This window comes from Catellatospora sp. NPDC049609, assembly GCF_040675365.1.
Classification (GTDB): Bacteria; Actinomycetota; Actinomycetes; order Mycobacteriales; family Micromonosporaceae; genus Catellatospora.
On record NZ_JBFAOU010000120.1, the window covers coordinates 1 to 24,443 of the forward strand.

At 74.7% G+C, this 24,443-nt stretch carries 20 protein-coding genes and 2 pseudogenes; 14 read left to right on the forward strand and 8 right to left on the reverse strand.

The window, feature by feature from the left end; all coding sequences use genetic code 11:
* Positions 1–132: 132 nt before the first annotated feature.
* The 6 genes from AB0J67_RS27360 to AB0J67_RS27385 all read right to left on the reverse strand — a co-directional run bounded on the left by AB0J67_RS27360 (position 133) and on the right by AB0J67_RS27385 (position 5,336).
* Positions 133–1,941, reverse strand: a complete 1,809-nt coding sequence (locus tag AB0J67_RS27360; RefSeq protein WP_363486331.1) for an ABC transporter ATP-binding protein — start codon at positions 1,939–1,941, stop codon at positions 133–135.
* Positions 1,938–2,945, reverse strand: coding sequence for a MauE/DoxX family redox-associated membrane protein (locus AB0J67_RS27365; protein ID WP_363486332.1), 1,008 nt, complete (start codon positions 2,943–2,945; stop codon positions 1,938–1,940). Before AB0J67_RS27365 ends, AB0J67_RS27360 begins: the two co-directional genes overlap by 4 nt.
* A gap of 2 nt (positions 2,946–2,947) precedes the next feature.
* Positions 2,948–3,964 carry an MvdC/MvdD family ATP grasp protein gene (locus AB0J67_RS27370; RefSeq protein ID WP_363486333.1) on the reverse strand — a complete coding sequence of 339 codons (1,017 nt, stop codon included), beginning with the start codon at positions 3,962–3,964 and terminating at the stop codon, positions 2,948–2,950.
* 9 nt (positions 3,965–3,973) lie between these two features.
* Positions 3,974–4,264, reverse strand: a complete 291-nt coding sequence (locus AB0J67_RS27375) for a hypothetical protein (RefSeq protein ID WP_363486334.1) — start codon at positions 4,262–4,264, stop codon at positions 3,974–3,976.
* On the reverse strand, positions 4,261–4,614 hold the full coding sequence (locus AB0J67_RS27380; RefSeq protein ID WP_363486335.1) for a hypothetical protein: 354 nt from the start codon (positions 4,612–4,614) through the stop codon (positions 4,261–4,263). The genes AB0J67_RS27375 and AB0J67_RS27380 overlap by 4 nt, the downstream gene beginning before the upstream one ends.
* Before the next feature lie 200 nt (positions 4,615–4,814).
* Complete coding sequence (locus AB0J67_RS27385) at positions 4,815–5,336, reverse strand: hypothetical protein (RefSeq protein WP_363486336.1); 522 nt, start codon at positions 5,334–5,336, stop codon at positions 4,815–4,817.
* A gap of 224 nt (positions 5,337–5,560) precedes the next feature.
* Between AB0J67_RS27385 and AB0J67_RS27390 the strand changes: the two genes are divergently transcribed.
* The 3 genes and pseudogenes from AB0J67_RS27390 to AB0J67_RS27400 form a co-directional block, all read left to right on the forward strand.
* Complete coding sequence (locus tag AB0J67_RS27390; RefSeq protein ID WP_363486337.1) at positions 5,561–6,517, forward strand: hypothetical protein; 957 nt, start codon at positions 5,561–5,563, stop codon at positions 6,515–6,517.
* 99 nt (positions 6,518–6,616) lie between these two features.
* Positions 6,617–7,321: pseudogene (locus AB0J67_RS27395) on the forward strand (carbohydrate binding domain-containing protein); the annotation flags it as partial.
* A gap of 573 nt (positions 7,322–7,894) precedes the next feature.
* Positions 7,895–8,917, forward strand: a pseudogene (locus AB0J67_RS27400) (chitinase); the annotation flags it as partial.
* 135 nt (positions 8,918–9,052) lie between these two features.
* Here the strand turns inward: AB0J67_RS27400 and AB0J67_RS27405 are convergent.
* Complete coding sequence (locus AB0J67_RS27405) at positions 9,053–9,241, reverse strand: hypothetical protein (RefSeq protein WP_363486338.1); 189 nt, start codon at positions 9,239–9,241, stop codon at positions 9,053–9,055.
* A gap of 175 nt (positions 9,242–9,416) precedes the next feature.
* Between AB0J67_RS27405 and AB0J67_RS27410 the strand changes: the two genes are divergently transcribed.
* The 8 genes from AB0J67_RS27410 (at position 9,417) to AB0J67_RS27445 (ending at position 18,965) form a co-directional block, all read left to right on the forward strand.
* Positions 9,417–10,652 carry a glutamate-cysteine ligase family protein gene (locus tag AB0J67_RS27410; protein ID WP_363486339.1) on the forward strand — a complete coding sequence of 412 codons (1,236 nt, stop codon included), beginning with the start codon at positions 9,417–9,419 and terminating at the stop codon, positions 10,650–10,652.
* A gap of 60 nt (positions 10,653–10,712) precedes the next feature.
* Entirely contained in the window at positions 10,713–12,020 is a 1,308-nt protein-coding gene (egtB, locus tag AB0J67_RS27415) for an ergothioneine biosynthesis protein EgtB (RefSeq protein ID WP_363486340.1), read from the forward strand.
* 1 nt (position 12,021) lies between these two features.
* Positions 12,022–12,756 (forward strand): ergothioneine biosynthesis protein EgtC, encoded by a 735-nt coding sequence (gene egtC / locus AB0J67_RS27420; protein WP_363486341.1) that lies wholly within the window; start codon positions 12,022–12,024, stop codon positions 12,754–12,756.
* Positions 12,753–13,718 (forward strand): L-histidine N(alpha)-methyltransferase, encoded by a 966-nt coding sequence (gene egtD / locus AB0J67_RS27425; protein WP_363486342.1) that lies wholly within the window; start codon positions 12,753–12,755, stop codon positions 13,716–13,718. Before egtC ends, egtD begins: the two co-directional genes overlap by 4 nt.
* Entirely contained in the window at positions 13,664–13,957 is a 294-nt protein-coding gene (locus tag AB0J67_RS27430) for a response regulator transcription factor (protein WP_363486343.1), read from the forward strand. Before egtD ends, AB0J67_RS27430 begins: the two co-directional genes overlap by 55 nt.
* Positions 13,958–14,041: 84 nt before the next feature.
* Positions 14,042–15,589, forward strand: a complete 1,548-nt coding sequence (locus AB0J67_RS27435) for an alpha/beta hydrolase (protein WP_363486344.1) — start codon at positions 14,042–14,044, stop codon at positions 15,587–15,589.
* A gap of 171 nt (positions 15,590–15,760) precedes the next feature.
* Entirely contained in the window at positions 15,761–16,219 is a 459-nt protein-coding gene (locus AB0J67_RS27440) for a MarR family transcriptional regulator (RefSeq protein WP_363486345.1), read from the forward strand.
* A complete protein-coding gene (locus AB0J67_RS27445) occupies positions 16,203–18,965 on the forward strand; it encodes a PEP/pyruvate-binding domain-containing protein (protein WP_363486346.1) in 2,763 nt (920 codons plus the stop codon). Before AB0J67_RS27440 ends, AB0J67_RS27445 begins: the two co-directional genes overlap by 17 nt.
* Before the next feature lie 38 nt (positions 18,966–19,003).
* On the opposite strand, the gene AB0J67_RS27450 is transcribed toward AB0J67_RS27445, so the two are convergent.
* On the reverse strand, positions 19,004–19,501 hold the full coding sequence (locus tag AB0J67_RS27450; protein ID WP_363486348.1) for a DUF6232 family protein: 498 nt from the start codon (positions 19,499–19,501) through the stop codon (positions 19,004–19,006).
* 150 nt (positions 19,502–19,651) lie between these two features.
* On the opposite strand from AB0J67_RS27450, the gene AB0J67_RS27455 reads away from it, so the two are divergent.
* The 3 genes from AB0J67_RS27455 (at position 19,652) to AB0J67_RS27465 (ending at position 24,330) form a co-directional block, all read left to right on the forward strand.
* Entirely contained in the window at positions 19,652–19,957 is a 306-nt protein-coding gene (locus AB0J67_RS27455; RefSeq protein ID WP_363486349.1) for a trypco2 family protein, read from the forward strand.
* A gap of 94 nt (positions 19,958–20,051) precedes the next feature.
* A complete protein-coding gene (locus AB0J67_RS27460; RefSeq protein WP_363486350.1) occupies positions 20,052–23,930 on the forward strand; it encodes a hypothetical protein in 3,879 nt (1,292 codons plus the stop codon).
* 49 nt (positions 23,931–23,979) lie between these two features.
* Positions 23,980–24,330 carry a DUF2203 domain-containing protein gene (locus AB0J67_RS27465; protein WP_363486351.1) on the forward strand — a complete coding sequence of 117 codons (351 nt, stop codon included), beginning with the start codon at positions 23,980–23,982 and terminating at the stop codon, positions 24,328–24,330.
* Positions 24,331–24,443: the final 113 nt, after the last annotated feature.

A 24,443-nucleotide genomic window follows, 5' to 3' on the forward strand; every position in this document is an offset into this window, starting at 1 on the left:
CGCCGCCGACGGCTCCCGCCGCGACTCCCGCTCCTGCGCCGCGAGCTGCTCGACGGTCGCGGGCATGTAAGCAGAGCAAAGTCACGCGGCGGGGTGCTGCCGGAGCCGGTGTGGGGCGCGGCTTGTCGCAGGTCAGGTGCGGCTGTCGAGGTAGCCGGCGGCCTGGCGGGCGAACAGGTGGGCGTACTCGCCGCCGGTGCCGACCAGCTCCTGATGGGTGCCCTGCTCGGCGACGGTGCCGTCGCGCAGCACCACGATCCGGGCGGCGTCGCGGACCGTGTTGAGCCGGTGGGAGATCAGCAGGCTGGTGCGCCCCGCCCGGTGCTCGCGCAGCCGGTCGGTGATCTCGGCCTCGGCCTCGGCGTCCAGGCCCGCACTGGGCTCGTCCAGGATGAGCAGGTCGCAGCCGTCGCGCAGCAGGGCCCGCGCGAGCGCCACGCGCTGCCACTGCCCGCCGGACAGCTCCACCCCGGAGTCCGGGTCGTCCCGGTCGGCGGCGTCCAGGTAGACCCTGGTCAGCATGGTGTCGTAGCCGCGCGGCAGGGCGGCCACGGTGTCGTGCACCCCGGCCCGCCGGGCCGCGCCGGCGACGGCCGCCCGGTCGTCCAGCCGCGCCACGTCGCCGAGGCCGATGTTCTCCGCGGCGCTGAGGTCGTACGCCATGAAGTCCTGGAACACCACGCCGAGGCGGCGGCGCAGCTCCGCCGGGGGCAGGTCGCGCAGGTCGACACCGTCCCACCGGATCGCGCCGCGGGTCGGGTCGTAGAACCGGCACAGCAGCTTGACCAGCGAGCTCTTGCCCGCGCCGTTGCGGCCGACCAGGGCGACGGCCTGCCCGGCCGGGATGGTGAGGCTCACCCCGCGCAGCACCCAGGGCAGGTCGTCCTCGTAGCGGAACCACACGTCGTCGAACTCGATCCCGTGCCGCAGCGGCGGCGCCGCGGCGAGCGGGCGGTCTCCGGCGGGCAGGTCCGGCGGGGCCTCGGTGACGAAGCGGAAGTGCCCGAACAGCAGCAGCGCCTCGTGCGCCCGGCCCAGGTTGACGCAGGCGGCGCTGACCCCGGCCTGCACCCCGGCCAGCGCGGCGACGAAGACCGACACGTCGCCGACGGTGAGCGCGCCCGCGCGGGCCGCGCCGGCGGCCCAGACCAGGCCGGCGCCCGCGGCGGCCGCGCCGAGCACACCCTGCAGGCACTGCACGGCCAGCTCGCGGCGCTCCATGCGGCGGTGCCCGGCGTGGATCCGGCGCAGCTCGCCGATCATCCGGGCGCCGAACAGCCCGGACAGGCCGAACAGCCGCACCTCCTTGGCCGCGGTGACGCTGGTCATCAGCTGGGCGTAGAAGAACTCCCGGCGCGTGTTGCGGCCCAGCTCGCCGAGCATGTCGGCGCGGTGGCGGCTGAGCTTCAGCTCGGCGCGCAGCGTGGGCAGCGCCGCGACCAGCACCACCAGCAGCATCCAGGGGTTGACCGTGACCAGGGCGGCCAGGAACGCCGCGGCCGTGGCCACGCCCGTGCCGACCCCGATGGCGCTGGTGACCGCCTCGGCGGGGCCGGTCGGGCCGACCTCGGCGGCCAGCGACAGCCGGTCGTGGAAGCGCGGGTTCTCGAACGCGCGCAGCCCGTCCAGCCGGCCCACCGCCGCGTAGAGCTGCCGCCGGGCGGCCAGCCCGACCTGCCGCTGCAGCTCGGCGTCGGCGTACCGGCCGAGCTCGGGCAGCAGCACCGCGGCCACTCCGGCCAGCGCGAGCAGCAGCACCGGCGTGAGCAGGGGCGCGTCCGGCGCGACGATGCGGTCGAGCACCGTCTTCATCAGCCAGGCGACCAGCACCGGCACGCCCGCCGTCGCGGCGGCCAGCCCGATCCGGGCGGCGAGCCAGCGCGGCGCGGAGGTGGCGGCCAGCCGCAGGGCGGCTCGCAGGCTGTCGCGCACCAGGGTCACCCGGCGCTGCTCTGCGGCACCTTGTCCAGCACGAAGTGGCTGGCCACGACGGTATGCCCGGACAGCAGCGCGAAGGCCGGGAAGCCGTCCACGCCGAAGGCGCGCGACACCGGCCCGCGCTCGGGCTCGTTGACGACCCGCGCCACCGGCGCGATGCGCTCGCACAGCGTGTCGGCGGCGGAGCCGAGTCCGAGCACGACGGCCAGCGTCCGCTCCCGTCCGCCGATCTCCTCGGCGCGGGCGAGGAAGCCGGGCAGGCTCTCCGCGCAGGCGGGGCAGCCGGGGGACAGGAAGCCGACCAGGGTGTCGCCGTCGAGCTGGTCCGCGCTGACGGGCTCGCCGTCCACGGTGACGGCGGTGAAGGCGTCGACGCGGCCGCCCGCCACCTTCATGATCGGCTCGGGGTTGGCGACGCCCTCGATGCTGACGCGGAGCAGGGCCGACTGCTGCCGCAGCTGCCGCAGCACCAGGACGACCAGCACCGTGTTCAGCACGCAGGCCGCGGCGAGCAGGGCCAGGATCGCGGGCAGGTGCGGCATGGCGGCTCCGTTCGGGGCGGGCTCGGGCGGCGGGGCGGGTGCGGGCCACGCCGCGGCGGTCGTGCTCGCGGCCACCGCGAGCAGGGCGAGGTTGCGCGCCACGGCGGCGGCGGTCGGTGGGCGGGTGCCCGCGCCGAAGCAGTGGCACGCCTGGCGTACGCCCCGGCGCAGCATCAGCACGAGCGCGACCGTGAACGCGGCCAGCAGCCCGGCCGCCGCGAGCAGCGCGGGCACGGCCAGCGCGGGCACCGCGACGGCGACGGCCAGCGCGACCGCCAGCGCAGCCTCGGCGGCGACCACCCCCGCCGCGACCGGGCCGGCCGCGCGCGGGGGCAGGCCGAGGTTGCCGGGCAGCGACGCGCGGAACGCCGCGTACGCGCCCGGGTCCAGCAGCTTCGCCCCGGCCGAGAAGCCCAGCACCCCGGCCAGCAGGAGCTGGCCGGTGACGAGCAGCGCCCACGCCACGGTCAGTAGCCCACCTGGGTCACCGGCCCGCGCCGGAACGGCTCGCCCGCGGCCAGCAGGTCGGCCACGGCCTCGCTGAGCGGCAGCGCCAGGTCGTGCTGCATCCACATGAACTGGCCGCCGGGGTTGACCTCCAGGAACACGTGCTCGCCGGACGGCGTCACGATGAAGTCGACGGCGGCGTACACGATGTCCAGCTCGGCCAGCAGCCGCTGGGTCCGTGCCACGACGTCGTCGGGCAGCGGGCGGTAGGGGCCGTACGGCAGCTGGTTCTCGCCGCGCCAGTCCACCGTGGTGGTGGGCATGGCCTGCGAGTCGATGACCACAGGGAAGTACGTGTTGCCGATGACCGTCAGGCGCACCTCGTACGCCTTGTCGACGTACTCCTGGAACATGCACATGGTGTGGCGCACGCGGTCGGCGTGCTCCAGCACCTCGTCGCCGACGACGGTGGTGAACAGCCCGGCCGGGAACCCGCCCGGATAGTGGATCACGCCGCCGGTCAGCGCCTTGTAGACGATCGGCCCGTCCACGGACTTCACCAGGGCGGCGACCTCCTGCGGGTCGTTGGTCAGCAGGGTGCGCGGCGTGCGGAAGCCCAGCCGCTTGGCCAGCTGCAACTGGTACGGCTTCAGCTCCGCGACGGCGTCCACCTCGGGCCGGTTGATCCACAGGCAGTCCGTGGCCCGCATGACACCGCCGATGCCGTGCAGTGCCTCGTTGCGGGCGAACTGCTGCTCCGCCTCGCTCATGGCCGGGTCGAACGCGAAGGCGGTGGGCCGGCGGTACCACACCCCGGACAGCGAGTCGAGATCGACCCGCCGCCCGCGGTGCAGTAACGACCGCCGCTCGCCGTCGAAGTCCGATGTGGTGAACGTCAGCGTCTGGGGGAAGTAGCTCAGATCGACGCGGACGACGTCGGCGCCTCGCGCCTTGAGGCTCTTCACCACGGGGTCGACCGTGGGATCGAACTCCTGGGTCAGGATCAGCACCCGCGGGGTCGACGGCGAGTCGGACATGCTCGGCTCCTAGGCGCAGGCGTCGTCGGTGACGCAGTCGCCACAGCCGGAGCCGGAGGTGCGGGTCTTGGTGTAGATGCCCATGGTGATCTCGCCGGTCGGGGTGACCCAGACCTGCTCCTCGACGTCGTAGTGGCCGAGGGTCTCCGGAGCCTCCTCGGGCGTGCCCGGGTTCCAGTCGGCGAACAGGTAGCCGAACGGCTGCTGGTCGTGGTCCACCGGCAGCGGCTGGTCGAAGTCGTGCCCCTGCGTCATCGACAGGGACGTCCGCAGCGGGTTGCGGGTGAGCGTGGTCGTCATGCGGTCTCTCCTCTCCTTGCGGCCGGCGGGTCGCCGGCCGAAGCCGTGGGCTGGGTAAGCCCGATGATGCCGTCCACCTCGCCGGAGAAGACCCAGACCAGGTTCGCCTCGTCGTAGTGCCCGACCGACAGCGTCAGATCGGCCTCGGGGGCGTCGGGGTCGGGGCGTTCGTAGAGGTAGGCCAGTGGCGAGGCGGCACCGGTCCGGCGGTGCTCGCGCAGCCGCGGGTCGACGGCGCCGCGGACCACGAGCCGCGCGGTCGCGTCCAGCTCGGGACGGTCCAGCCGCAGCACGGTGGCGGGCACGAGGTCCGGCGGCGGTGCGGTGGGGCCGGCCGGTCCATCGGTCATCCTCAACATCTTAGGCGGAGAATGAGAGCTGTAAAGATTTAACTTTATTTGTGTACGACGGCGTAGAACTTCGCCGGACGGCACGGCCGGATCAGGCGCACGGCGCAGCCGTGGATGCGGCACGCAGGGCGGGCAGGGCGGCAGCCGTGCCTCACCCCGCGTGCCGCGTCCACGGCTGCGGAGCTGTCAGACGGGGTTTCTCAGCGGCGGGGACGCGGGCTCGGGCGGCGGCGCAGCGCGGCCACGGCGCCGGCGGCCTGCGCGTGCAGGCGGGTGCCCTCCAGTCGGCGCGACAGCGCGGCGGCCAGCCACAGCGCGCCCGCGCCGAGCAGCAGCACGCTCAGTCCGGACAGCACGAGCATGCCGGTCGGCGGCCCGGACACCCCGGTGCGCGGCAGCTCGTCGCCATCGTCACCGCCGTCGTGGTCATCGCGGCCGCCGTCGTCATCGCCGCCGTCGTCGTGCTGGCGGCCCGACGCGGACTTGGAGGGCGAGGCGGCGGTCGACGGGCCCGCGGACGGCTCCTCGGAGGGAGCCGTGCTCGGCGCGATCGACGGCGACGCCGAGTGCGTGCCGTAGCCCCGGTGCTTGGGCCGGTCGTCGGGCTTGGCGTCGGCCGGACCGGCGAGCGTCAGCATCGCCAGCGCCGCCGCCAGGACGATCATCGTCGTCGCGAGGGCGGCGAGGAATGCCTTGCGGGACTGCTCCCAGGACATGTGCATGGATCGTCCTTCGTGACCGCCGGGTGGCGGGGTAGGTGGGCACGACCGCGGGGCCCGAGCCGGGCTGCGGCACCACACGTCCAACGCGACCGGCCTGCGGCGGATACGGGGAATGTGATGATTTGACCAGGTCTGCTGGGCCGGTTTGCTACTGATCGAGCCGTTTCTGGGGCGGTACGCCCTCGGTTGAGTGACGGGCGGGCGACGAGCGGGAGGGCGGCCGGATGGCGACGGGAACTGCGGGTGCGGTGCGCATCGGGCGGCCGGCGGTCGTGGTGCCGGTCGCGGTGGCGGCCGTGGCACTGGCCGCCTGGTGGCTGATCGGCGCGGACGAGCACGCCGGGGCGCCGGCGCCGGGGCTCGCCGCCCAGGAGCAGGACCACGATCACGGCCTCGGCCTGGCCCGGCTCGCCGCCGCCTTCGCCGGGCTGGCCGGGCGGCGCGAGCTGACGCCGGGGTTCGCCGCGCTGGCGCTGCTGGCCGCGCTGGCGCTGGGCGCCGGGCACGCGCTCGCACCCGGCCACGGCAAGCTGATGATGGCGACGTACCTGGTGAACGAGCGCGGCACGCTGCGCCAGGCCGCCTCGGTGGCGGGCACCGTCGCGGCCACCCACACCGCCGGGGTGCTGGCGCTGGGCGTGCTGCTGGCCGCCGGGCTCCACTTCGCCCCGCACCGGGTGTACACGCTGCTCACGGCGCTGAGCGGGGCACTGGTGATCGCCGTCGGGATCTCCCTGCTGCGCCGCGCCTGGCGCGACCATGCCGCAGCCGCCCCGGCCCACGCCGCATCGGCCCTGGCCGGGCACGGGGATCCGGACGGGCATGGCGGTTGCCACGGGCACGGGCATGGGCACGGGCCGCGGCCGCCGGGCGTGCGCGGGGTGGTCGCGATCGGCCTCGCGGGCGGGCTGATGCCGAGCCCGTCGGCCGTGGTGGTGCTGCTGGGCGCGGTGGCGCTGGGCCGGGCCTGGTACGGCGTGCTGCTGGTCGCCGCGTACGGGGCGGGGATGGCGCTGTCGCTGCTGACGGTCGGGCTGCTGCTGACCCGGCTGCGCGACCGGCTGGCGCGGGCCCCGCGTGCCTGGACGACGCACCGCGCCTGGCGGCTGCTGCCGGTGTTCACCTCGTCCGTGGTGATCGTGGTCGGGGTGGGCGTCGCCACCACCGCGCTGCTGGCCTGATCACCGGCGACGGTCCACATAGGCCACTTCATCAATCTGGCATGGACATTAACAGTTAAGAGAGTTAATAATCAGGGCCATCCATTCAGAGGAGGGCTCGTGATCAGAAGATCCCGCATCGTCTCCGCCGCCCTGTCGCTGCTGGTCGCGGGCGGTATCCTCGCCGTCGCCAGCCCGGCGTCCGCGGCCAACCTGCTGGCCAACCCCGGCTTCGAGACCGGCACCCTGTCCCCGTGGGCCTGCACCGGCGGCCTCGGCTCGGTGGTGACCACCCCGGTGCGCAGCGGCACCAAGGCGCTGCAGGGCGCGGCGTCCGCTGCGGACAACGCCAAGTGCGCGCAGACCGTGTCGGTGCAGCCGAACACCGCCTACGTGCTGACCGGCTGGGTGCGCGGCAACTACGTCTACCTCGGCGTCACCGGCGGCGCGTCCACCTGGACCCCGGGCGCGGCCGCGTACACGCAGCTGTCCGTCTCGTTCACCACCGGCGCGTCGCAGACCAGCGTCGAGGTGTACACCCACGGCTGGTACGGCCAGGGCACCTACTTCGCCGACGACGTCAGCCTGGACGGCCCCGGCGGCACCGGCGTGCCCGGCGTGCCCGGCAACCCGTCGGCCGGCACCATCACCAACAGCTCGATCGCGCTGTCGTGGGGCGCGTCCAGCGGCACCGTGACCGGCTACCGGGTGTACGAGGGCACGACCGTGCGGGCCACCGTCACCGGCACCTCGGCGACCATCACCGGCCTGGCCACCTGCTCGGCGCACACGTACACGGTGGCGGCGTACAACGCCACCGGCGAGTCCGCCAAGAGCGGTGCCGTCAGCGCCACCACCACCGGCTGCACCAGCGTCCCGCCGACCCCGGGCGGGCTGGCCGTCACCGGCACCACCAACTCCTCGGTGTCGCTGTCCTGGAACGCCTCCTCCGGCGCGACCGGCTACCGCGTCTACGAGGGCACCACCGTGCGGGCCACGGTCACCGGCACCTCGGCCACGATCAGCGGCCTGGCCACCTGCTCGGCGCACAGCTACACGGTCGCGGCGTACAACGCCTCGGGCGAGTCGGCCAAGAGCGGGGCGGTCAGCACGACCACCTCCGGCTGCACCAGCGTCCCCGCGACGCCGGGCAACTTCCGGACCACCGCCGTCGCCAACAACTCGGTCTCCCTGGCCTGGAACGCCTCCACCGGCGCCACCGGCTACCGGGTGTACGAGGGCACCGCGGTGGTCGCCACGGTCACCGGCACCTCGGCGACGATCAGCGGCCTGGGCACCTGCTCGGCGCACGGGTACACGGTGACCGCGTACAACTCCGCAGGTGAGTCGGCCAAGAGCGCGGTGCTCAGCGTGACCACCACGGGCTGCGTCAACACCGGGCTGCCCAAGCACGCGCTGATCGGGTACCTGCACGCCAGCTTCGCCAACGGCTCCGGCTACCTGCGGATGGCCGACGTCCCGTCCTCCTGGGACATCATCAACCTGGCCTTCGGCGAGCCGACCTCGGTGACCTCGGGCGACATCCGGTTCCGGCAGTGCCCGGTCGCCGAGTGCCCGAACGTGGAGAGCGAGGCGGAGTTCATCGCCGCCATCCGGGCCAAGCAGGCCCAGGGCAAGAAGGTGCTCATCTCCATCGGCGGCGCCAACGGCCAGGTGCAGCTCACCTCTACCGCGGCCCGGGACACGTTCGTCAGCTCGGTCAGCGCCATCATCGACAAGTACGGCCTGAACGGCCTCGACATCGACTTCGAGGGCCACTCGCTGTACCTGAACCCCGGTGACGGCGACTTCCGCAACCCGACCACCCCGGTCATCGTCAACCTGATCTCGGCGCTGCGGACGCTGAAGTCGCGCTACGGCTCGAACTTCATCCTGACCATGGCCCCGGAGACGTTCTTCGTCCAGCTCGGCTACCAGTTCTACGGCGGCACGTGCAGCGGCTGCGACAACCGGGCGGGCTCCTACCTGCCGGTCATCCACGCCCTGCGCAACGACCTGACCGTGCTGCACGTGCAGGACTACAACTCCGGCCCGATCATGGGCCTGGACAACCAGTACCACAACATGGGCGCCGCGGACTTCCACATCGCCATGACCGACATGCTGGCCGCGGGCTTCACCGTGGCGAACACCGGCATCACGTTCCCCGCCCTGCGCGAGGACCAGATCGCCTTCGGCGTCCCCGCCGCGGTCAGCGCCGGCGGCGGCTACACCACCCCTGCCCAGGTCCAGCAGGCCGTCAACTGCCTGGTCAAAAACCAGACCTGCGGCGGCTACACGCTGCGCGGCGGCACCAGCCCCGACTTCCGCGGCCTGATGACCTGGTCCATCAACTGGGACCGCTACTACAACTGGGAGTTCAGCAACTCCCACGAACCCTTCCTCAACGCCCTCCCCTAACCCCCACCCCACCACCCCAGGCCCCGCCGGCACCCCCGGCGGGGCCTCCCTTTTCCTCGTTGATCATGAACTTATGGCACGGTTCGGCGGCGTGTCGTGGTCACAGCCTCCTGATCGACTGCGGCTCGTGCCGGGTCAGTCGAGCAGGCGCAGGCGCTTCATGTCCATGCCGCCCAGACCGAGCGGTATGTCGGGATCCGAGTGCTTGTCCTCGCCGGCACTGACCACCTCGGTGGTGCTGGTGCGCGAGTGCTCGCTCGCGAAGTCGGGCTCCTCTTCCAGCACTTCTTCCAGGGTCGGCTCCGTGATCGGTTCGGGCTGCATGTGGTCATTGTCCGCCCGCCCGAGGGTTGGAGATCCGCCTATCCGGGAATCAGACCGCTGTCGATCAGGAAGTTGTAGCAGCGACACACCGTCGAGCCGGGCCACAAGTTCATGATCAACGCGGGGGAAACGGGGGTGGGGGGTGGTGGGGAGGGGGTAGGTTGGGGTGCTCTCGGTGAGTGGGGGTGAGCGGAGGGTGTGGCAGGAGACGTTGGAGGTCGAGGCCCGGATCGGGGATCGGGCGGAGGCCGAGGGGTACGTCGCGAAGGTGTGCTTCAAGACGGGGCCGCCGGGACGGGTGGGCATCGAGCTCGAGTGGACCACGCACCACCGGGACGATCCGGCCAGGCCGGTCGATCCCGGAGTCCTCGGCTCGGCGCTGGGCGAGCATGCCCCGCGCAGCCTGGTGCCGGACAGCCCGCAGACCCCGCTCGCGCACGGCGGCCGGGTCACCCTCGAACCGGGCGGGCAGGTGGAGATCTCCACCGCCACCAGCGAATCCCTCTCCGGACTGCTCGACGCCGCCATGGCGGATCTGGAGCAGCTGACCGGCCTTCTCGATCGCGCGGGCCTGACGCTCGCCGGGCAGGGCTGTGACGCCCACCGGCCGCCCCGCCGGATCCTCGACACGCCGCGGTACGCCACGATGGAGCGCGTCTTCGACCGCTTCGGCCCGTACGGCAGGCAGTGGATGTGCGGGACGGCCAGCGTGCAGGTGTGCCTCGACGCGGGACTGCCGGACCGGGTCGCGCCGCGCTGGCGGGCGCTGCACGCGGTGGGCCCGGCGCTGGTCGCCGCGTTCGCCAACTCGCCGCGGTATGCCGGAGTGGACACCGGGTGGGCGTCCAGCCGGATGCGCGCCTGCCTGGCCGCCGACCCGGCGCGCAACGGCCCGCCGGGCGGTGACGGGGCCGACCCGGTCGCCGCGTGGGCGCGGCGGGTGCTGGACACACCCTTGCTGTGCGTACGCCGGGACGGCGGCTGGGACGTGCCGGCCGGGTTGACCTTCGCCGACTGGATCGCGGGAGCGCTGGACCCGCCGCCGACCTATGCGGACCTCGACTACCACCTGAGCACCCTGTTCCCGCCGGTGCGGGCGCGCGGCTACCTCGAGGTGCGCTACCTGGACATGCAGTCCGGAACGGACTGGACGGCACCGGCCGCGCTGCTGACCGCGCTGCTCGCCCGCGAGCAGACGGTGGACGAGGCGATCGCGCTGGCGGCGCCGGCCGAGGGGCGGTGGGTGCAGGCGGCCCGGCACGGGCTGGCCGACCCGGCGATCGCCGCGGTCGCCCCGCGCCTGCTGGACCTGGCCGGTGCGGCGCTGGCCGACACCGACCTGCCGCCCGCCACGGCCGACGCGGTGCGGGAGGCGGCCGTATGCCGACTGCTGGCGGCGGGGCTGAGGTGATCGCCGCATCGAGGCATGAGCCGGCACGCGGCCGGGCAGGCTGAGGGAGTGAGGTGAACCATGACGACGGAACTGCGGGAGCGGGCGGCGGCGGAGCTGGCCCGGACCCGGGAGCGCAGCATCGGGCTGACCGACGCGGTGGACGACGACGACCTGGTGCGCCAGCACTCGCGGCTGATGTCGCCGCTGGTGTGGGACCTGGCGCACGTCGGCAACCAGGAGGAGCTGTGGCTGGTGCGCGACGTCGGCGGCCGGGAGCCGGTGCGGGCCGACATCGACCAGCTCTACGACGCGTTCAAGCATCCCCGCGCCGACCGCCCCCAGCTGCCGCTGCTCGGCCCGGCCGAAGCGCGGGCGTACGTGCGCTCGGTGCGCGAGAAGGTGCTGGACCTGCTGGACACGGTCGAGCTGGAGGGGCGGCCGCTGGTGGAGCAGGGCTTCGCCTTCGGCATGATCATCCAGCACGAGCAGCAGCACGACGAGACCATGCTCGCCACGCACCAGCTGCGCCGCGGCGACCCGGTGCTGGTCGCGCCGCCGCCCCCGCCGTCGCGGCAGCCGGTGACCGGGGAGGCGTTCATCCCGGGCGGGCCGTTCGCGATGGGCACCTCGCTGGAGCCGTGGGCGCTGGACAACGAGCGTCCTGAGCACACCGTCGACGTGCCGGCGTTCTTCATCGACCGGGCGCCCGTGACGAACGCGCAGTACCAGGCGTTCATCGACGCGGGCGGGTACGACGACGCCCGCTGGTGGAGCCCACGGGGGTGGGCGCACCGGCAGGAGGCCGGGCTGAGCGGGCCGGGGCACTGGCACGGCGACGGCACGTACACCCGGTTCGGCAGGCGCGAGCCGATCGTGGCCGACGAGCCGGTGGTGCACGTGTCCTGGCACGAGGCGAGCGCCTACGCGGCGTGGGCCGGCAAGCGGCTGCCGACCGAGGCGGAGTGGGAGAAGGCGGCCCGGCACGATCCGGCGACCGGGCGCTCGCGCCGGTTCCCGTGGGGCGACGACGATCCCGGCCCCGAGCACGCCAACCTGGGCCAGCGCCACCTGTCCCCGGCACCGGTGGGCGCGTACCCGGCGGGAGCCTCGCCGCACGGCGTGCACCAGCTCATCGGGGACGTGTGGGAGTGGACCAGCTCGCCGCTGCGCGGGTATCCGGGGTTCACGGCGTTCCCGTACCGGGAGTACTCGGAGGTCTTCTTCGGCGACGACTACCGCGTGCTGCGCGGGGGTTCGTTCGGCACCGACGCGGCGGCCTGCCGGGGCACGTTCCGCAACTGGGACTACCCGGTCCGGCGGCAGATCTTCAGTGGCTTGCGCTGTGCCCGCGACGCGCGCCCCGACGAGCTCGGGGAGCGCCGCTGACATGTGCCGCCACCTGGTGTACCTCGGACCGCCGGTGCCGCTGGCGGCGCTGCTGGTGGAGCCGCCGTACGGGCTGCAGCACCAGTCGTGGGCGCCGCGGGACATGCGCGGCGGCGGGACGATCAATGTGGACGGCTTCGGGGCGGGCTGGTACACCCCCGCCGGGCCGATGCGCTACCGCCGGGCGATGCCGATCTGGAGCGACCGCAACTTCGCCGCGCTGGCCCGGGTCACCGAGGTCAGTGCGGTGCTGGCGGCGGTGCGCTCGGCGACGCCGGGCATGACGGTGACCGACGACGCGTGCGCGCCGTTCACCGCCGACGGCTGGTTCTTCAGCCTCAACGGGTTCGTCGCGGGCTGGCCGGACACGATGGCCAAGCTGGCCGAGCGCCTGCCGGTGACGGACCTGCTGACCATGGACGCGCCCACGGACGCCGCGTTCGTGTGGACGCTCGTGCGCAACCGCCTGCGCGCCGGGTACGGCCCGGCCGAGGCGCTGCGCGCGACGGCGGTGGAGGTGAGCGCCGCCGCAGCCGGTTCCCGGCTGAACCTTCTGCTCACCGACGGGGAGAAGGCCTACGCGACGACCTACGGCCACGCGCTGGCGGTGCACCATGCCGCCGGCCGGGCCCTGGTCGCCTCGGAGCCCTTCGACGACGACCCCGGCTGGGTACGGGTGCCCGACCGCCGCCTGGTGGTGGCCGGCCCCGCCGCGTACACCGTGGAGGAGCTGTGAAACTCGACGTCTACCTCACACCCGACGACCTGAGCGAGCAGCTGCGGGTGGACGCCCGCGAGGGCCTCACCGCGAAGCCGAAGTGGCTGCCGCCGAAGTGGTTCTACGACGCCTACGGCAGCGATCTCTTCGAACGCATCACGCAGCTGCCCGAGTACTACCCGACCCGCGCCGAGCGCGCGGTGCTGGCCGAGCACGCCGCCGACATCGCCCACGAGACCGGCGTGAAGACGCTGGTGGAGCTGGGCTCCGGCTCGTCGGACAAGACCCGGCTGCTGCTGGACGCGATGCACGGGGAGGGCACGCTGGCGCGCTTCGTGCCGCTGGACGTGTCGGAGTCGGCGCTGCGCTCGGCGGCCAAGGCGATCGACGGCGACTACCCGGACCTGGAGGTGCACGGCATCGTCGGCGACTTCAGCCACGACCTGGACCGCATCCCGGGCGGGGGCGGGCGCATGGTGGTGTTCCTGGGCGGCACCATCGGCAACCTGCCCCCGGTCGAGCGGGCGGCGTTCCTGGCCGAGGTCCGCGAGGTGCTGCACGAGGGGGAGTGGCTGCTGCTCGGCACCGACCTGGTCAAGGACCCGCAGACGCTGGTCGCGGCGTACGACGACGCGTCCGGGGTGACCGCGGAGTTCAACCTGAACGTGCTGCGGGTGCTCAACCGGCAGCTGGGGGCGGACTTCGACCTGACCGCGTTCGAGCACGTGGCGCTGTGGGACCCGCGGCACCACTGGATCGAGATGCGGCTGCGGGCGCTGCGGGACATGCGGGTCGAGGTGCCGGCGCTGGACCTGGAGGTGGACTTCCGGGCGGGCGAGGAGATGCGCACCGAGATCTCGGCGAAGTTCGACCGGCACCGGGTGGAGGCGGAGCTGGCCAAGGCCGGGTTCGAGGCCGCGCACTGGTGGACGGACCCGCAGGGCAGGTTCGCGGTGACACTGGCGAGGGCGGTGGAGTAGCCGAGCAGGGGCCGCGCCTGTCGGCGCAGGAGCGGTCGCGGCTGGACTCGCTGACCGCGCGCGAGGTGGACGTGCTGCGCCTGGTCGGGCGCGGGCTGTCCAACGCCGACATCGGCGCCGAGCTGTTCATGACCGAGGGCACGGTGAAGGGCTACGTCAGCGCGATCCTCGCCAAGCTGGAGGCGGACAACCGGGTCCAGGCCGCGCGGCTGGCGTACCGCGCGGGCCTGGACGCCTGACCGGCCGCGCTGCCCGTTGCCCGGTCCCGGCGACCCGCCGGCCGGTAGCGTGAGGACGTCGGTCGTGGCCGGACGGGGGTCGGGATGACCAGGGATGACGTGCTCCGGCGGGCCCGGCTGCGGGTCCGCGCCGGCGCGGCCGCCGCCGCGTGCCTGCTCGCCGTGTCCGCCTGTACGCAGCACGCGGCCCCGGTCGTGCGCCGGGCGGCCGCGATCGAGTGGAAACCGTGCGACGGGCTGGCCGAGCAGTTCGCGTGCGCCCGGGTGCAGGTGCCGCTGGACTGGTCGCAGCCGGGCGGCGAGCAGATCGAGCTGTCGGTGATCCGCCGCGCCGCGAGCCGTCCCGACCAGCGGATCGGGTCGATGTTCGCCAACCCGGGCGGGCCGGCGCAGAGCGGCGTCGCGCTGGTGCGCGACGGCGGCGACGACTTCGACCGGTGGGGCGCGGGCCGCTTCGACATCGTGGGCTGGGATCCGCGCGGCACCAACGACAGCACCCCGATCCGGTGTTTTCCCGACGAGGCCGCCGAGGCCCGGTTCTGGGCCGGGGCGACGATCCCGGTCACCCCGGCCGAGTCGGCGGCGTACCAGCGCCGGGCCGTCGAGCTGGCGCGGCGGTGCGGCGAGGTCAGCGGCAGGCTCCTGGCGCACACCTCCACCGCCGACACCGCCCGCGACCTCGACCGGCTGCGCGAGCTGGTCGCCGACCCCGCGCTCACCTACGCCGGCCTGTCCTACGGCTCGATGATCGGCCAGACGTACGCCAACCTGTTCCCCGGCCGGGTGCGGGCGATGATGCTCGACGGTATCGTCGACGCGGTCGACTACACCGCGAGCGCCGAGACGCGGACGGCGAACAACGTCTCGTCCGCCGACGAGGTCTTCGCGCAGTTCGTCAAGCTGTGCCAGCAGGCCGGGGCCGCCAAGTGCGCGCTCGCCGGGCACGGCGGGACGGCCGCGCAGCGGGTGGCGAAGCTGTTCGCCGACGCGCGCCGGGCGCCCATCCCGGCGCCGCACGCGGACCCGCCCGGCTCGCTCGGCTACGGGGACCTGCTGGTCACCACGTTCAACCCGCTGCGGTTGCCGCTGACCTGGCCGCAGTTCGCGAAGGACCTCGACGCCGCCGCCGGTGGCGACGCGTCGGCGCTGCTGACCCAGGCGCGGGAGATGCAGAGCCCGGCCGCCTTCGCCGCGTCGACCACGTCGGCGGCGATCTCCTGCGGCGACGGCCCGGCGCGGGTGCCGGTCGCGCAGTGGCCGCAGACGATCGCCGCCTTCACCGAGTCGGGCAGGCTGTGGGGACCGGTGCTGGGCTGGTGGCTGTGGGCGCCGTGCGCCGCGAACTGGCCCGCCGCCAGCCCCGACCGCTACACCGGGCCGTGGAACGCCACGACGAAGACCCCGATCCTGCTGATCGGCGCGCGGTACGACGCGGGTACGCCGTACAAGAACGCGCAGGCCACCCAGCAGCGGCTCGGGAACGCGGTGCTGCTCACCCTGAACGGCTACGGCCACCCGAGCTACCAGGTCCCCAGCGGGTGCATCGACCAGGCGCGGACGCGCTACCTCGTCGACCTCGCGGCCCCGCCGAACGGCACCGTCTGCCAGCCCGACCGGCAGCCGTTCGGCTGATCAGCCACCCGCGGCAGTCGGCGATGCGACCGGCGGACATCGGATCCACGCCCGCGGGGTGAGTGGACTCACCTCGCCCATTTAATTCAACACTGTTGACTTGGGGCCGGCCTGCGGAGTTATACTTGCGTTCTCACATTAGTTGCTAATCCGCAAGCAAATGGAGCGGCCATGACCAGCCCGCACGACCAGCTCGCCGAGGACATCGGGCTGTTCCGCCGCGCGGTCATCCCCGACTTCCTGCTCGGCCTGCTCCGGCGGATGGGCGACACCGAGCCCAACCTGCTGCAGATGGCCACGCTCTACGTGCTCGACACCGGCCCGCACCCCACCGTCCGCGACCTCGCCGGGCAGCTCGGCCGCTCGATGTCGGTGACCAGCCGCCTGATCGACCAGATGGTGCGGCACGGCTGGGTCGAGCGCGACGAGGACCCGGTCGACCGGCGGGCCAAACGCCTGCGGATCACCCCCGCCGGGCGCGACTACCTGCGCTCCTTCGAGCGGGTGCGCGCCGAGGCCCAGCGGCAGCTGATGACGTACCTGACCGACGACGAGCAGCGCCTGGTGGCCGAGGCCATGGCCCTGCTCGGCAAGGCCTCGAGGAGGCATCTCGATGAGCGAGGGCACTGAGCGGATCGTGCGGTCGCGCCCGGAGCGCGGCACGAGCGGGCCAGGCGGTCCGAAGGCGACACCGCCACCGGCGACCGGGCTCGTGCTCGACTTCGCCGACATCGACGCCGGGATGCTGGCCGAGGTCGGCGGCAAGGCGGGCAACCTGGGCGTGCTCACCCGGGCCGGGCTGCCGGTGCCGCCCGGCCTGTGCCTGACCACGGAGGCATACCGGGTGGTCGCCGCGTCGGCGCACCTCGACGAGATCCATGACGCGCTGGCCCGCACCCCCGCCACCGACGTGCCCACACTCACCGCGCTGGCCGGACGGGCGCGTGCGGCGCTGCTCGCGGCACCCATCCCGGCCGGCATCGCCGAGGCCGTCGCGGCCGGATACGCCCGGCTCGGCGACGGCGTGCCGGTGGCGGTGCGCTCCTCGGCCACCGCCGAGGACCTGCCGTTCGCCAGCTTCGCCGGGCAGCAGGACACCTACCTCAACATCGTCGGCGAGGACGCGGTGATCGACGCCGTACGCCGCTGCTGGGCCTCGCTGTGGACCGACCGCGCCGTGGTCTACCGGGCCGTCAACGGCATCGACAACCGCACCGTGCGCCTGGCCGTGGTGGTGCAGCGGATGGTCGACTCGGCCGTGGCCGGCGTGATGTTCACCGCCAACCCGGTCACCGGGCACCGCCGCCAGGCCGTCATCGACGCCGCCCCCGGCCTCGGCGAGGCGGTCGTCTCCGGTGCGGTCAACCCGGACCACTTCGTGGTGGACACCCCGGCCCGGACCATCCTGCACCGGCGCCTGGGCGACAAGCGGCTGGCCGTCCGCGCGCTGCCCGGCGGCGGCACCGAGCACGTCACCCTGGCCGCCGGAGCCGAGCAGGCCTGCGTCACCGACGCGCAGGTGCTGGCCCTCGCGGAGCTGGGCGAGCGCGTCGAGGCGCACTACGGCGCGCCGCAGGACACCGAGTGGGCGATCGACGGCGACGGCGCGCTGTGGCTGACCCAGGCCCGGCCCGTCACCACGCTGTTCCCGCTGCCCGACCCCGCGCCCGCCCCGGACGCGGGCACCCGCGTCTACTTCTGCTTCAGCGTCGCGCAGGGCCTCTACCGTCCGATCACGCCGATGGGCCTGGCCGCGTTCCGGGTGCTGGCCACGGGGGCGTCGCGGCTGTTCGGCTTCCCCGTCGCCGACCCGCTCGCCGGGCCCGCCATGTTCACCACGGCCGGGCAGCGCGTGTACTTCGACATCACCACGGCGGTCCGCAGCACCATGGGCCGCACCCTCATCCCGAAGATCCTCGGCGTGATGGAGGCCCGCTCCGGCGCCGCCATCAGCACCCTGTTCGACGACCCGCGGCTGTCGAACATCCGCCGGTCGCGGCTGCCCTTCGTGCGGCGGGTGGGCCGGGTCGCGGTGAAGTACCGCATCCCGGTGCGGCTGCTGCAGGCGCTGGCCAGGCCGGAGAAGGGACTCGCCGCGGTCGGCCGCCTCGGGTCCGAACTCGACGATGTCCTCACCGTGCCGCAGGACGCCACCGCGGCGCAGCGGCTGGACTTCGTGCAGCAGACCCTCACCGGCGAGGTGGTGCACCTGGTGCCGCGGGTGATGCCGGTGGCCGCGGCGGGCTTCGTCGCGCTCGGCATCGCCGACAGGCTGCTCGGCCCGGACGCCGCCGTCGGCGAGGTGCAGGCCGTCCTGCGCGGCATCCCCAACAACGTCACCACCGACATGGACCTGCAGCTCTGGGACCTCGCCGAGCGGCTGCGCGCCGACGGGCCGTCCGCGCGGCTGTTCGCCGAGTCCACCGTGGACGAGCTGGCCGACCGGTGCCAGGCGGGCACCATGCCCGCCGCCGCGCGGGACGGCCTCGCCGCCTTCCTCGCCCGCTACGGCCACCGCGCGGTCGCCGAGATCGACCTCGGCCTGCCACGCTGGTCCGACGACCCCCGCTACCTGCTCGGCGTGCTCGCCAACTACCTGCGCATGGACCCGGCCGACGGCACCGCGCTGACCCCCGACCGGCTGTTCGCACGGGGTGCCGCCGAGGCCGAGGCCATGGTCGACACGCTGGCGAAGCGGGCCGCCCGGCGCGGCCGGCTGCGCGGCAGGGCCGTGCGGGGACTGCTCGGCCGGGCCCGCGCCCTGGCCGGCGTACGCGAGCTGCCGAAGTACTACATGGTGCGGGTGCTCGCCGCCTGCCGCGCCCAGCTCGCGCTGGTCGGGGCGGAGCTGGTCAGGCAGGGGCGGCTGGCCGACGCCGACGACGTGTACTTCCTCGACCTCGCCGAGGCGCGCGCCGGGCTCACCGGCACCGACCAGCGCGACCTGGTCGAGCAGCGGCGCCGGGCGTACGACGAGGAGCTGCGCCGCCGGCACATCCCGCGGGTCCTGCTCTCCGACGGCACCGAGCCGGAGGCGAAGCTGCACACCGCCGCCACCGACGGGGCGCTGACCGGCACCCCGGCCTCGGCGGGGCAGGTCACCGGCATCGCCCGGGTCATCATGGACCCGGTCGGCGCGCACCTGGAGCCCGGGGAGATCCTGGTCGCCCCCTCCACCGACCCCGGCTGGACACCGCTGTTCCTCACCGCGGGCGGCCTGGTCATGGAGATGGGCGGGGCGAACTCGCACGGCGCGGTGGTGGCGCGGGAGTACGGCATCCCCGCCGTGGTCGGCGTCCCCGACGCCACCGGCCGGATCACGTCCGGGCAGCAGATCACCGTCGACGGCGCCGCCGGCACGGTCGCGCTCGGCTGACCACCGTCCCGCGCCGTACTGTGCCGTGACGTGGGGGGTCAGTGGCCGAGGGCGCGTTGCAGGGCGCGGTAGATCTTGCCGAAGCGGGTGGCGTCGTCGCAGCGCAGCAGCAGGATCTGCGTGGTGTCGGTCTCCGCCCAGATCTCGTAGATCGCGTTGCCGCGATCGTAGCTGTCGTCGACGCGGTGCAGCGCCCACTCCCACAGCAGCGGCACCGCGCCGACCACCAGCAGCAGCACCGCGAGCAGCAGCAGCGTGTCGCGCGGGATCGGCAGCCGGCCGACCGCGGCGGCCAGCTTCGTCTCGCCGTACGCGGAGGCGGCCAGCCCCACCAGCGCGACGAGCCCGGCGAGCGCCGCCAGGATCATCAGGGTGTTCAGCACCCCGCGGCCCGCGGTGCGACGGCGCACGTGCCAGTCCGGCCGCTGCTGGCGGTGCCAGACGTAGCGCAGCTCGGACAGGCGGAGCCGACGGTCCTCGATCTGGACGAAGGTCGAGGTCACCGCCACCGTCTCATCGCGATAGTAGGTGATCACGACCCCTCCGACGCTTCAGCGTTCTCTAAGGGTCGCGCAGAGTGACCGAGTCGTACGTGAGTGAATGTCGCCCGCCCGGTGGCGGTCGGGGACGGCGGTGCGCGAGGATGGGCGGCGGTCTTCGATCCACTCACGACACGGGGAGCACGCATGTCCGAGCTCGGGCTGGTCGACGTCGTCTCGGCGCTGCGGGAGGAGCTGGCGCGCGCCACCGCCGCCGCGGCGGGCAGCGAGATCCAGTTCCCGGTGGGGCAGGTGACGCTGGAGTTCCAGGTGGGCGTGACCCGCAGCGCGGAGGCGCAGGGCGGGGTCCGCTTCTGGGTGCTGGAGCTCGGCGCGTCGGCGGGCGTGGCCCGCGAGTCGATCCAGACCGTGACGATCCAGCTGGACCCGCCGGTGGACCGGTCGGGCCGCCCGATCCGCGTCGGCTCGGCGTCCGAGGAGAAGCCGGCGTGACCGCGGGTGGGCAGCCCCCGGCGGCGCTCCACACGGGCGGCCCGGCGATCCGCGACGTTGCCGGCTCGGCGGTGTGCCGCGCGGGTGATCCCGCGTGACGGCCCACGGCGGCGGGCTCGCCGACCGGGCCGTCGAGGTGATCCACGACGGTGGGCCCGAGGCCCGGCCGCGCTGGACCAGCTCGTCCGGCCTGCTGGTGACCGACCGGTTGGTGCTGACCGCCGCGCACGCGGTGCCGCCCGGCGGCACGGTGACGGTGCGCCGCGCCGACAAGGTCGAGCTGCCCGCCATGGTGCGCCTGCTCGGCGACGTGACCACCGCCGACCTCGCCCTGCTGGAGCTGGCCGAACCGGTCGGATGGCTGCCCCGGCTCGGGTTCGCGACCGTGCGCCGCGGCGTCGCCCGCCAGGTCGACGGCTGCCGCGGGGTCGGCTACCCGCAGTTCCGCACGGCCGGGCGGGACGGCGGCACCCCGGTGCGCGACACCGCCCAGCTCGACGGCGTCATCCCCACCGACGAGCAGCGGATCGCCGACCTGCTCACGTTGCGCGTGGCGGGTGCGCCGCGGCCGCTGCCCGCGCAGCAGGAGGCGCTGGGCGCGTCGGCCTGGTCGGGTGTCTCGGGCACGGTCGTGGTCACCGCGTACCAGGGATCCGACGTGGTGGTGGGGGTGGTGACCGAGCACCAGCCGCGGGCCGGGGACGCGGCGCTGACGCTGACGCCGGTGCACCACATCGACCGGCTGCCCGACGCCGCCGCCTGGTGGGCGCTGCTCGGCACGGCACCCGACCTGCTCCCGGCGCTGCCCGACGAGCGCCCGCGCCCCGCGTACGCGGCCACCCTGGCCGAGGTCGCCGCGCGCACACCGGCGCTGCTGGAACGGGCGGCGGAGCTGGCCGAGCTGGCCGCGTTCGCCGCGGGCGAGCCGGACCGGGGCGGGCAGGGCTGCCGCTGGCTCGTCGCGCCGCCCTGGGCGGGCAAGACCGCGCTCGTCGCGCACCTGGCGGTGCGGCCGCCCGCGGGCGTGGACGTGGTGGCGTACCTGATGCAGCGGCGGGCCCTGGATGCCTCGGGCGCGCGCTTTCTCACGGCGGTCACCGGGCAGCTGGCGTACCTGCTGGACGAACCGGCGCCCGCGGTCGCCGACGCCGCCGCGCTGGCGCAGCTGTGGCGGCGCGCCGCCGAACGGGCCGCCCGGCTGGACCGGCGGCTGCTGCTCGTGGTCGACGGCCTGGACGAGGATCTGCGCCCGCGCGGCGAGCGCAGCGTCGCCTCGCTGCTGCCGGCGGCGGTGCCCGGCCGGGCACACGTGCTGGTCACCAGCCGCCACACCTGGGAGCCGCCGGACGACCTCGACCCCGACCATCCGCTGTGGACCGTTCCGCCGCGCCCGATCGGGCAGGCCGTGCCCGCCGCGCGGGTCGAGCAGCGGGCCGCACAGGAGCTGCGCGGGCTGCTCGACGACGCGCCCGCGCGGCGGTTGCTGGGCCTGCTCGCCGCCGCGGGCGGCCCGCTGCGGGTGGCGGAGCTGGCCGCGCTGGACGGCGCCGACCCGTTCGAGGTGGAGGCGGCGCTGCGCGACCGGGCGGGCCGGGTGCTCGACGGCACCGGCGGCGCCTGGCGCTTCGCCCACCAGACCCTGCTCGACGAGTGCCGGGACACCGTCTTCGGCCCGGAGCGGCTCGCTCCGTACGCCGCCGCGGTCGACGGCTGGGCCGACGCGTGGCGCGACCGGAGCTGGCCCGTGGACACGCCCCGGCACCTGCTGGAGTTCCATCCCTGGGCGCTGCTGGCGCGTGGCGCGACGGACCGGCTGTCCGGGCTGGTCACCGACCCGCGCTGGCTGACCGCCGCGCTCGCCGCGACCGGCGTGGACGCGGTGCTGGCCCTGCTGCGCTCGGTCCCGCAGGCCGCGGTGCGACCGCTGCTGCGCCTGGTCGAGGTGGAGGCGCACCGGCTGCGCGCCGGGGACGGGGTGGCGGTCGCGGCGCAGCTGTGCCTGGCCGCCGCGCACGCGGGCGAGCCACCGGACCGGCTGGCCCGCTGGCAGGAGGCGGTACGCCGGGACGGGGCCGGGCTGGTGCCGCTGTCGGCCACCCGGCGGGCCGGTGCGGCGCTGCTCCGCAGCCTGGACCCGCGGGCGGGTCAGGTGTGGACGGTCCGCTTCCTGGACGACGCGACCGTGCTGACCGGCGACGGCGAGGGCCGCCTGCTGGTGTGGGACCTGGCCGACGGCACCTCGCAACAGCTCGGCGCGCACGACGCGGCGGTGCACGGCGCGGCGGTCGCCCCGGACGGGCGCACGGTGCTGTCCTGCGGCAACGACCGCATGGTGCGGCTGCACCACCGCGACGGCACCGCGCCGGGCCGCCTGCCGGAGCGCCTGTCCCGCAACTTCGGGCAGATCTGGGCGGTGGCGTACGCGCCGGACGGCCGCTCGTTCGCCGCGGCCGGACGCGATCGGCAGGTGCGTGTGTGGGACACGGTCGGGCTGGGCGAGCGCATCGTGGGGGAGCACCCCGACCAGGTGCGCGCGCTGGCGTACACCCCTGATGGACGCTTCCTGGTCAGCGGCGGGCGCGACGCCGCGGTGCGGGTCTGGGCGCTCGACGGCGGCACCGGCAGCTTCCTCGGCGGGCACGACGGGTGGGTGGAGACCGTCGCGGTGACGCCGGACGGCGCGTACGCCGTCGCCGGGTCGTACGACGGCGTGGTGCGGCTGTGGCCGCTCGACGGCGGCCCGTTCCGCGACCTGGGACACCACGACGCGCAGGTGTGGACGGTCGCGGTCAGCCCCGACGGCGCGTGGGCGGTCAGCGGCGCCGGGGACGGCCGGGTGCTGGCCTGGCCGCTGGCGCCGGGCCGCCCGGCCCTGCCCCGCGAGCTGGGCGTACACGACGCGCCGGTGCGCTGCGTCGCGGTCAGTCCCGACGGCCGCCACGTGATCTCCAGCGCGGCCGAGGGCCCGGTGCGCCTGTGGGACCTCGCCGGCACGGACGTCCCGCCCACGGACGAGCCGTCCCCCGCCGGTCCGGCGGCCGCGCGTGCCTTCAGCGGCGAGCGGCCTGTGGTCAGCGGCCCGGATGGCTTCTCCTGGCCGCCGGATGAGCCGTCCCCGGCGAGCGGCGCGGCCGCCGCGCAGACGGCGCCGGGGGCGGGCCGCGTCGCCGATGGCGGGTCGGCACCGGGAGAGGCGCCGATCACGGCGCTGGCGGTGAGCCCGGACGGGCACCGGGTCTACGCCGGACACCACGACGGCACGGTGGTGTGCCTGGAGAACGGCGGCGTGTCCGTGCTGGGCGGGCACGGCACGCCCGTGCGCGCGCTCGCGGTCGTCGGCGCGGACGTGGTCGCGGCGGGCGACGACGGCGTGCTGCGGGTCTGGGGCGCACGGCCCGCCGTGCTCGGCACGCACGGCAGCCCGGTGCGCGCCCTGGCGTACGGCGGTGACGTGCTGGTCTGCGCCGGCACCGAGGCGAGCGTGACGCGCTGGCCCGGCCTGCGGCGCTCCGGCGGCGTGGACGTGGGCCGCGAGGTGATGGCGCTGGCCCGCGACACCGACGGCACCCTGGTCACCGGGCACGTCTCCGGCACCGTGCGCCGCATCGGCCCGGACGAGCAGGTGACGCGGCTGCGCGGCGGCGGTGCGCAGGTGTGGGCGGTGGACGTACGCGACGGGCTGGCGGTGACCGGCGACCGGTCGGGGCAGGTGCTGCTGTGGCGCCTCGCCGACGGCACGTGCCGCCCGCTGGGGGCGCACCGCGGCGCGGTGTCCGGCGTCGCGTTCGCCGGTGCCGGCCTGGTGGCCAGCGCGGGCGAGGACGGGGTACGGGTCTGGGACGCCGCGCGCGCCGAGCCGGTGGCGTACGTGGCCACCGGGCCGGTCACCGCGCTCGCCGCCGGGGGCGGCACGGTCGCCACCGCCTCGCGGGAGCTGGGGCTGGTGCGCTGGCAGGTCCGGCCGCGGCGGTGAGCCGTGGCGGCGTGCGGGCGGGGGCGCCGGCTCCGACATACTGGTGGCCATGTTCACGCTCGACGAAGCGCGCACCCGGCTGGCGGACCTGCTCCCGCGGTTGGAGGAGCTGATCGGCGTGCGGGCCGACCTCGCCGAGCTGCGCGCCGACCTGGACACCGGCGGGCAGAGCGAGCTGGGCGGGCTGGCCGAGGCGAAGGCGCTGGAGGCGCGGCTGTACGCCGGGCTGGAGGAGATCGCCGAGCAGGACATCGAGGTCAAGGGCTTCGCCCCGCTGCTGCTGGACTTCCCCGGTGAGCTGGACGGCCGCCCGGTGCGCTGGTGCTGGCTGGAGGGCGACGACGGCATCACCTGGTATCACCGCAGCGACACCGGCTTCGCCGGCCGCCGCCCCTGCTGATCCACAGTCTTCGCCGCACCCGTTTTCTCATAGACGTTGGCCTATCTGGATGACTTTTCTTTGATCGATCCCCGGCCAGATCCAGCCAGCGCGCGCCCGCGCTGAGACTCGCC

Bases quoted from the DNA above. Each gene is read 5' to 3' on its own strand.
- AB0J67_RS27370 (WP_363486333.1), bottom strand. From the start codon at position 3,964: ATGTCCGACTCGCCGTCGACCCCGCGGGTGCTGATCCTGACCCAGGAG.
- AB0J67_RS27375 (WP_363486334.1), bottom strand. From the start codon at position 4,264: ATGACGACCACGCTCACCCGCAACCCGCTGCGGACGTCCCTGTCGATG.
- AB0J67_RS27380 (WP_363486335.1), bottom strand. From the start codon at position 4,614: ATGACCGATGGACCGGCCGGCCCCACCGCACCGCCGCCGGACCTCGTG.
- AB0J67_RS27385 (WP_363486336.1), bottom strand. From the start codon at position 5,336: ATGCACATGTCCTGGGAGCAGTCCCGCAAGGCATTCCTCGCCGCCCTC.
- AB0J67_RS27390 (WP_363486337.1), top strand. From the start codon at position 5,561: ATGGCGACGGGAACTGCGGGTGCGGTGCGCATCGGGCGGCCGGCGGTC.
- AB0J67_RS27405 (WP_363486338.1), bottom strand. From the start codon at position 9,241: ATGCAGCCCGAACCGATCACGGAGCCGACCCTGGAAGAAGTGCTGGAA.
- egtB (WP_363486340.1), top strand. From the start codon at position 10,713: ATGACGACGGAACTGCGGGAGCGGGCGGCGGCGGAGCTGGCCCGGACC.
- egtC (WP_363486341.1), top strand. From the start codon at position 12,022: ATGTGCCGCCACCTGGTGTACCTCGGACCGCCGGTGCCGCTGGCGGCG.
- AB0J67_RS27435 (WP_363486344.1), top strand. From the start codon at position 14,042: ATGACCAGGGATGACGTGCTCCGGCGGGCCCGGCTGCGGGTCCGCGCC.
- AB0J67_RS27440 (WP_363486345.1), top strand. From the start codon at position 15,761: ATGACCAGCCCGCACGACCAGCTCGCCGAGGACATCGGGCTGTTCCGC.
- AB0J67_RS27445 (WP_363486346.1), top strand. From the start codon at position 16,203: ATGAGCGAGGGCACTGAGCGGATCGTGCGGTCGCGCCCGGAGCGCGGC.
- AB0J67_RS27455 (WP_363486349.1), top strand. From the start codon at position 19,652: ATGTCCGAGCTCGGGCTGGTCGACGTCGTCTCGGCGCTGCGGGAGGAG.
- AB0J67_RS27465 (WP_363486351.1), top strand. From the start codon at position 23,980: ATGTTCACGCTCGACGAAGCGCGCACCCGGCTGGCGGACCTGCTCCCG.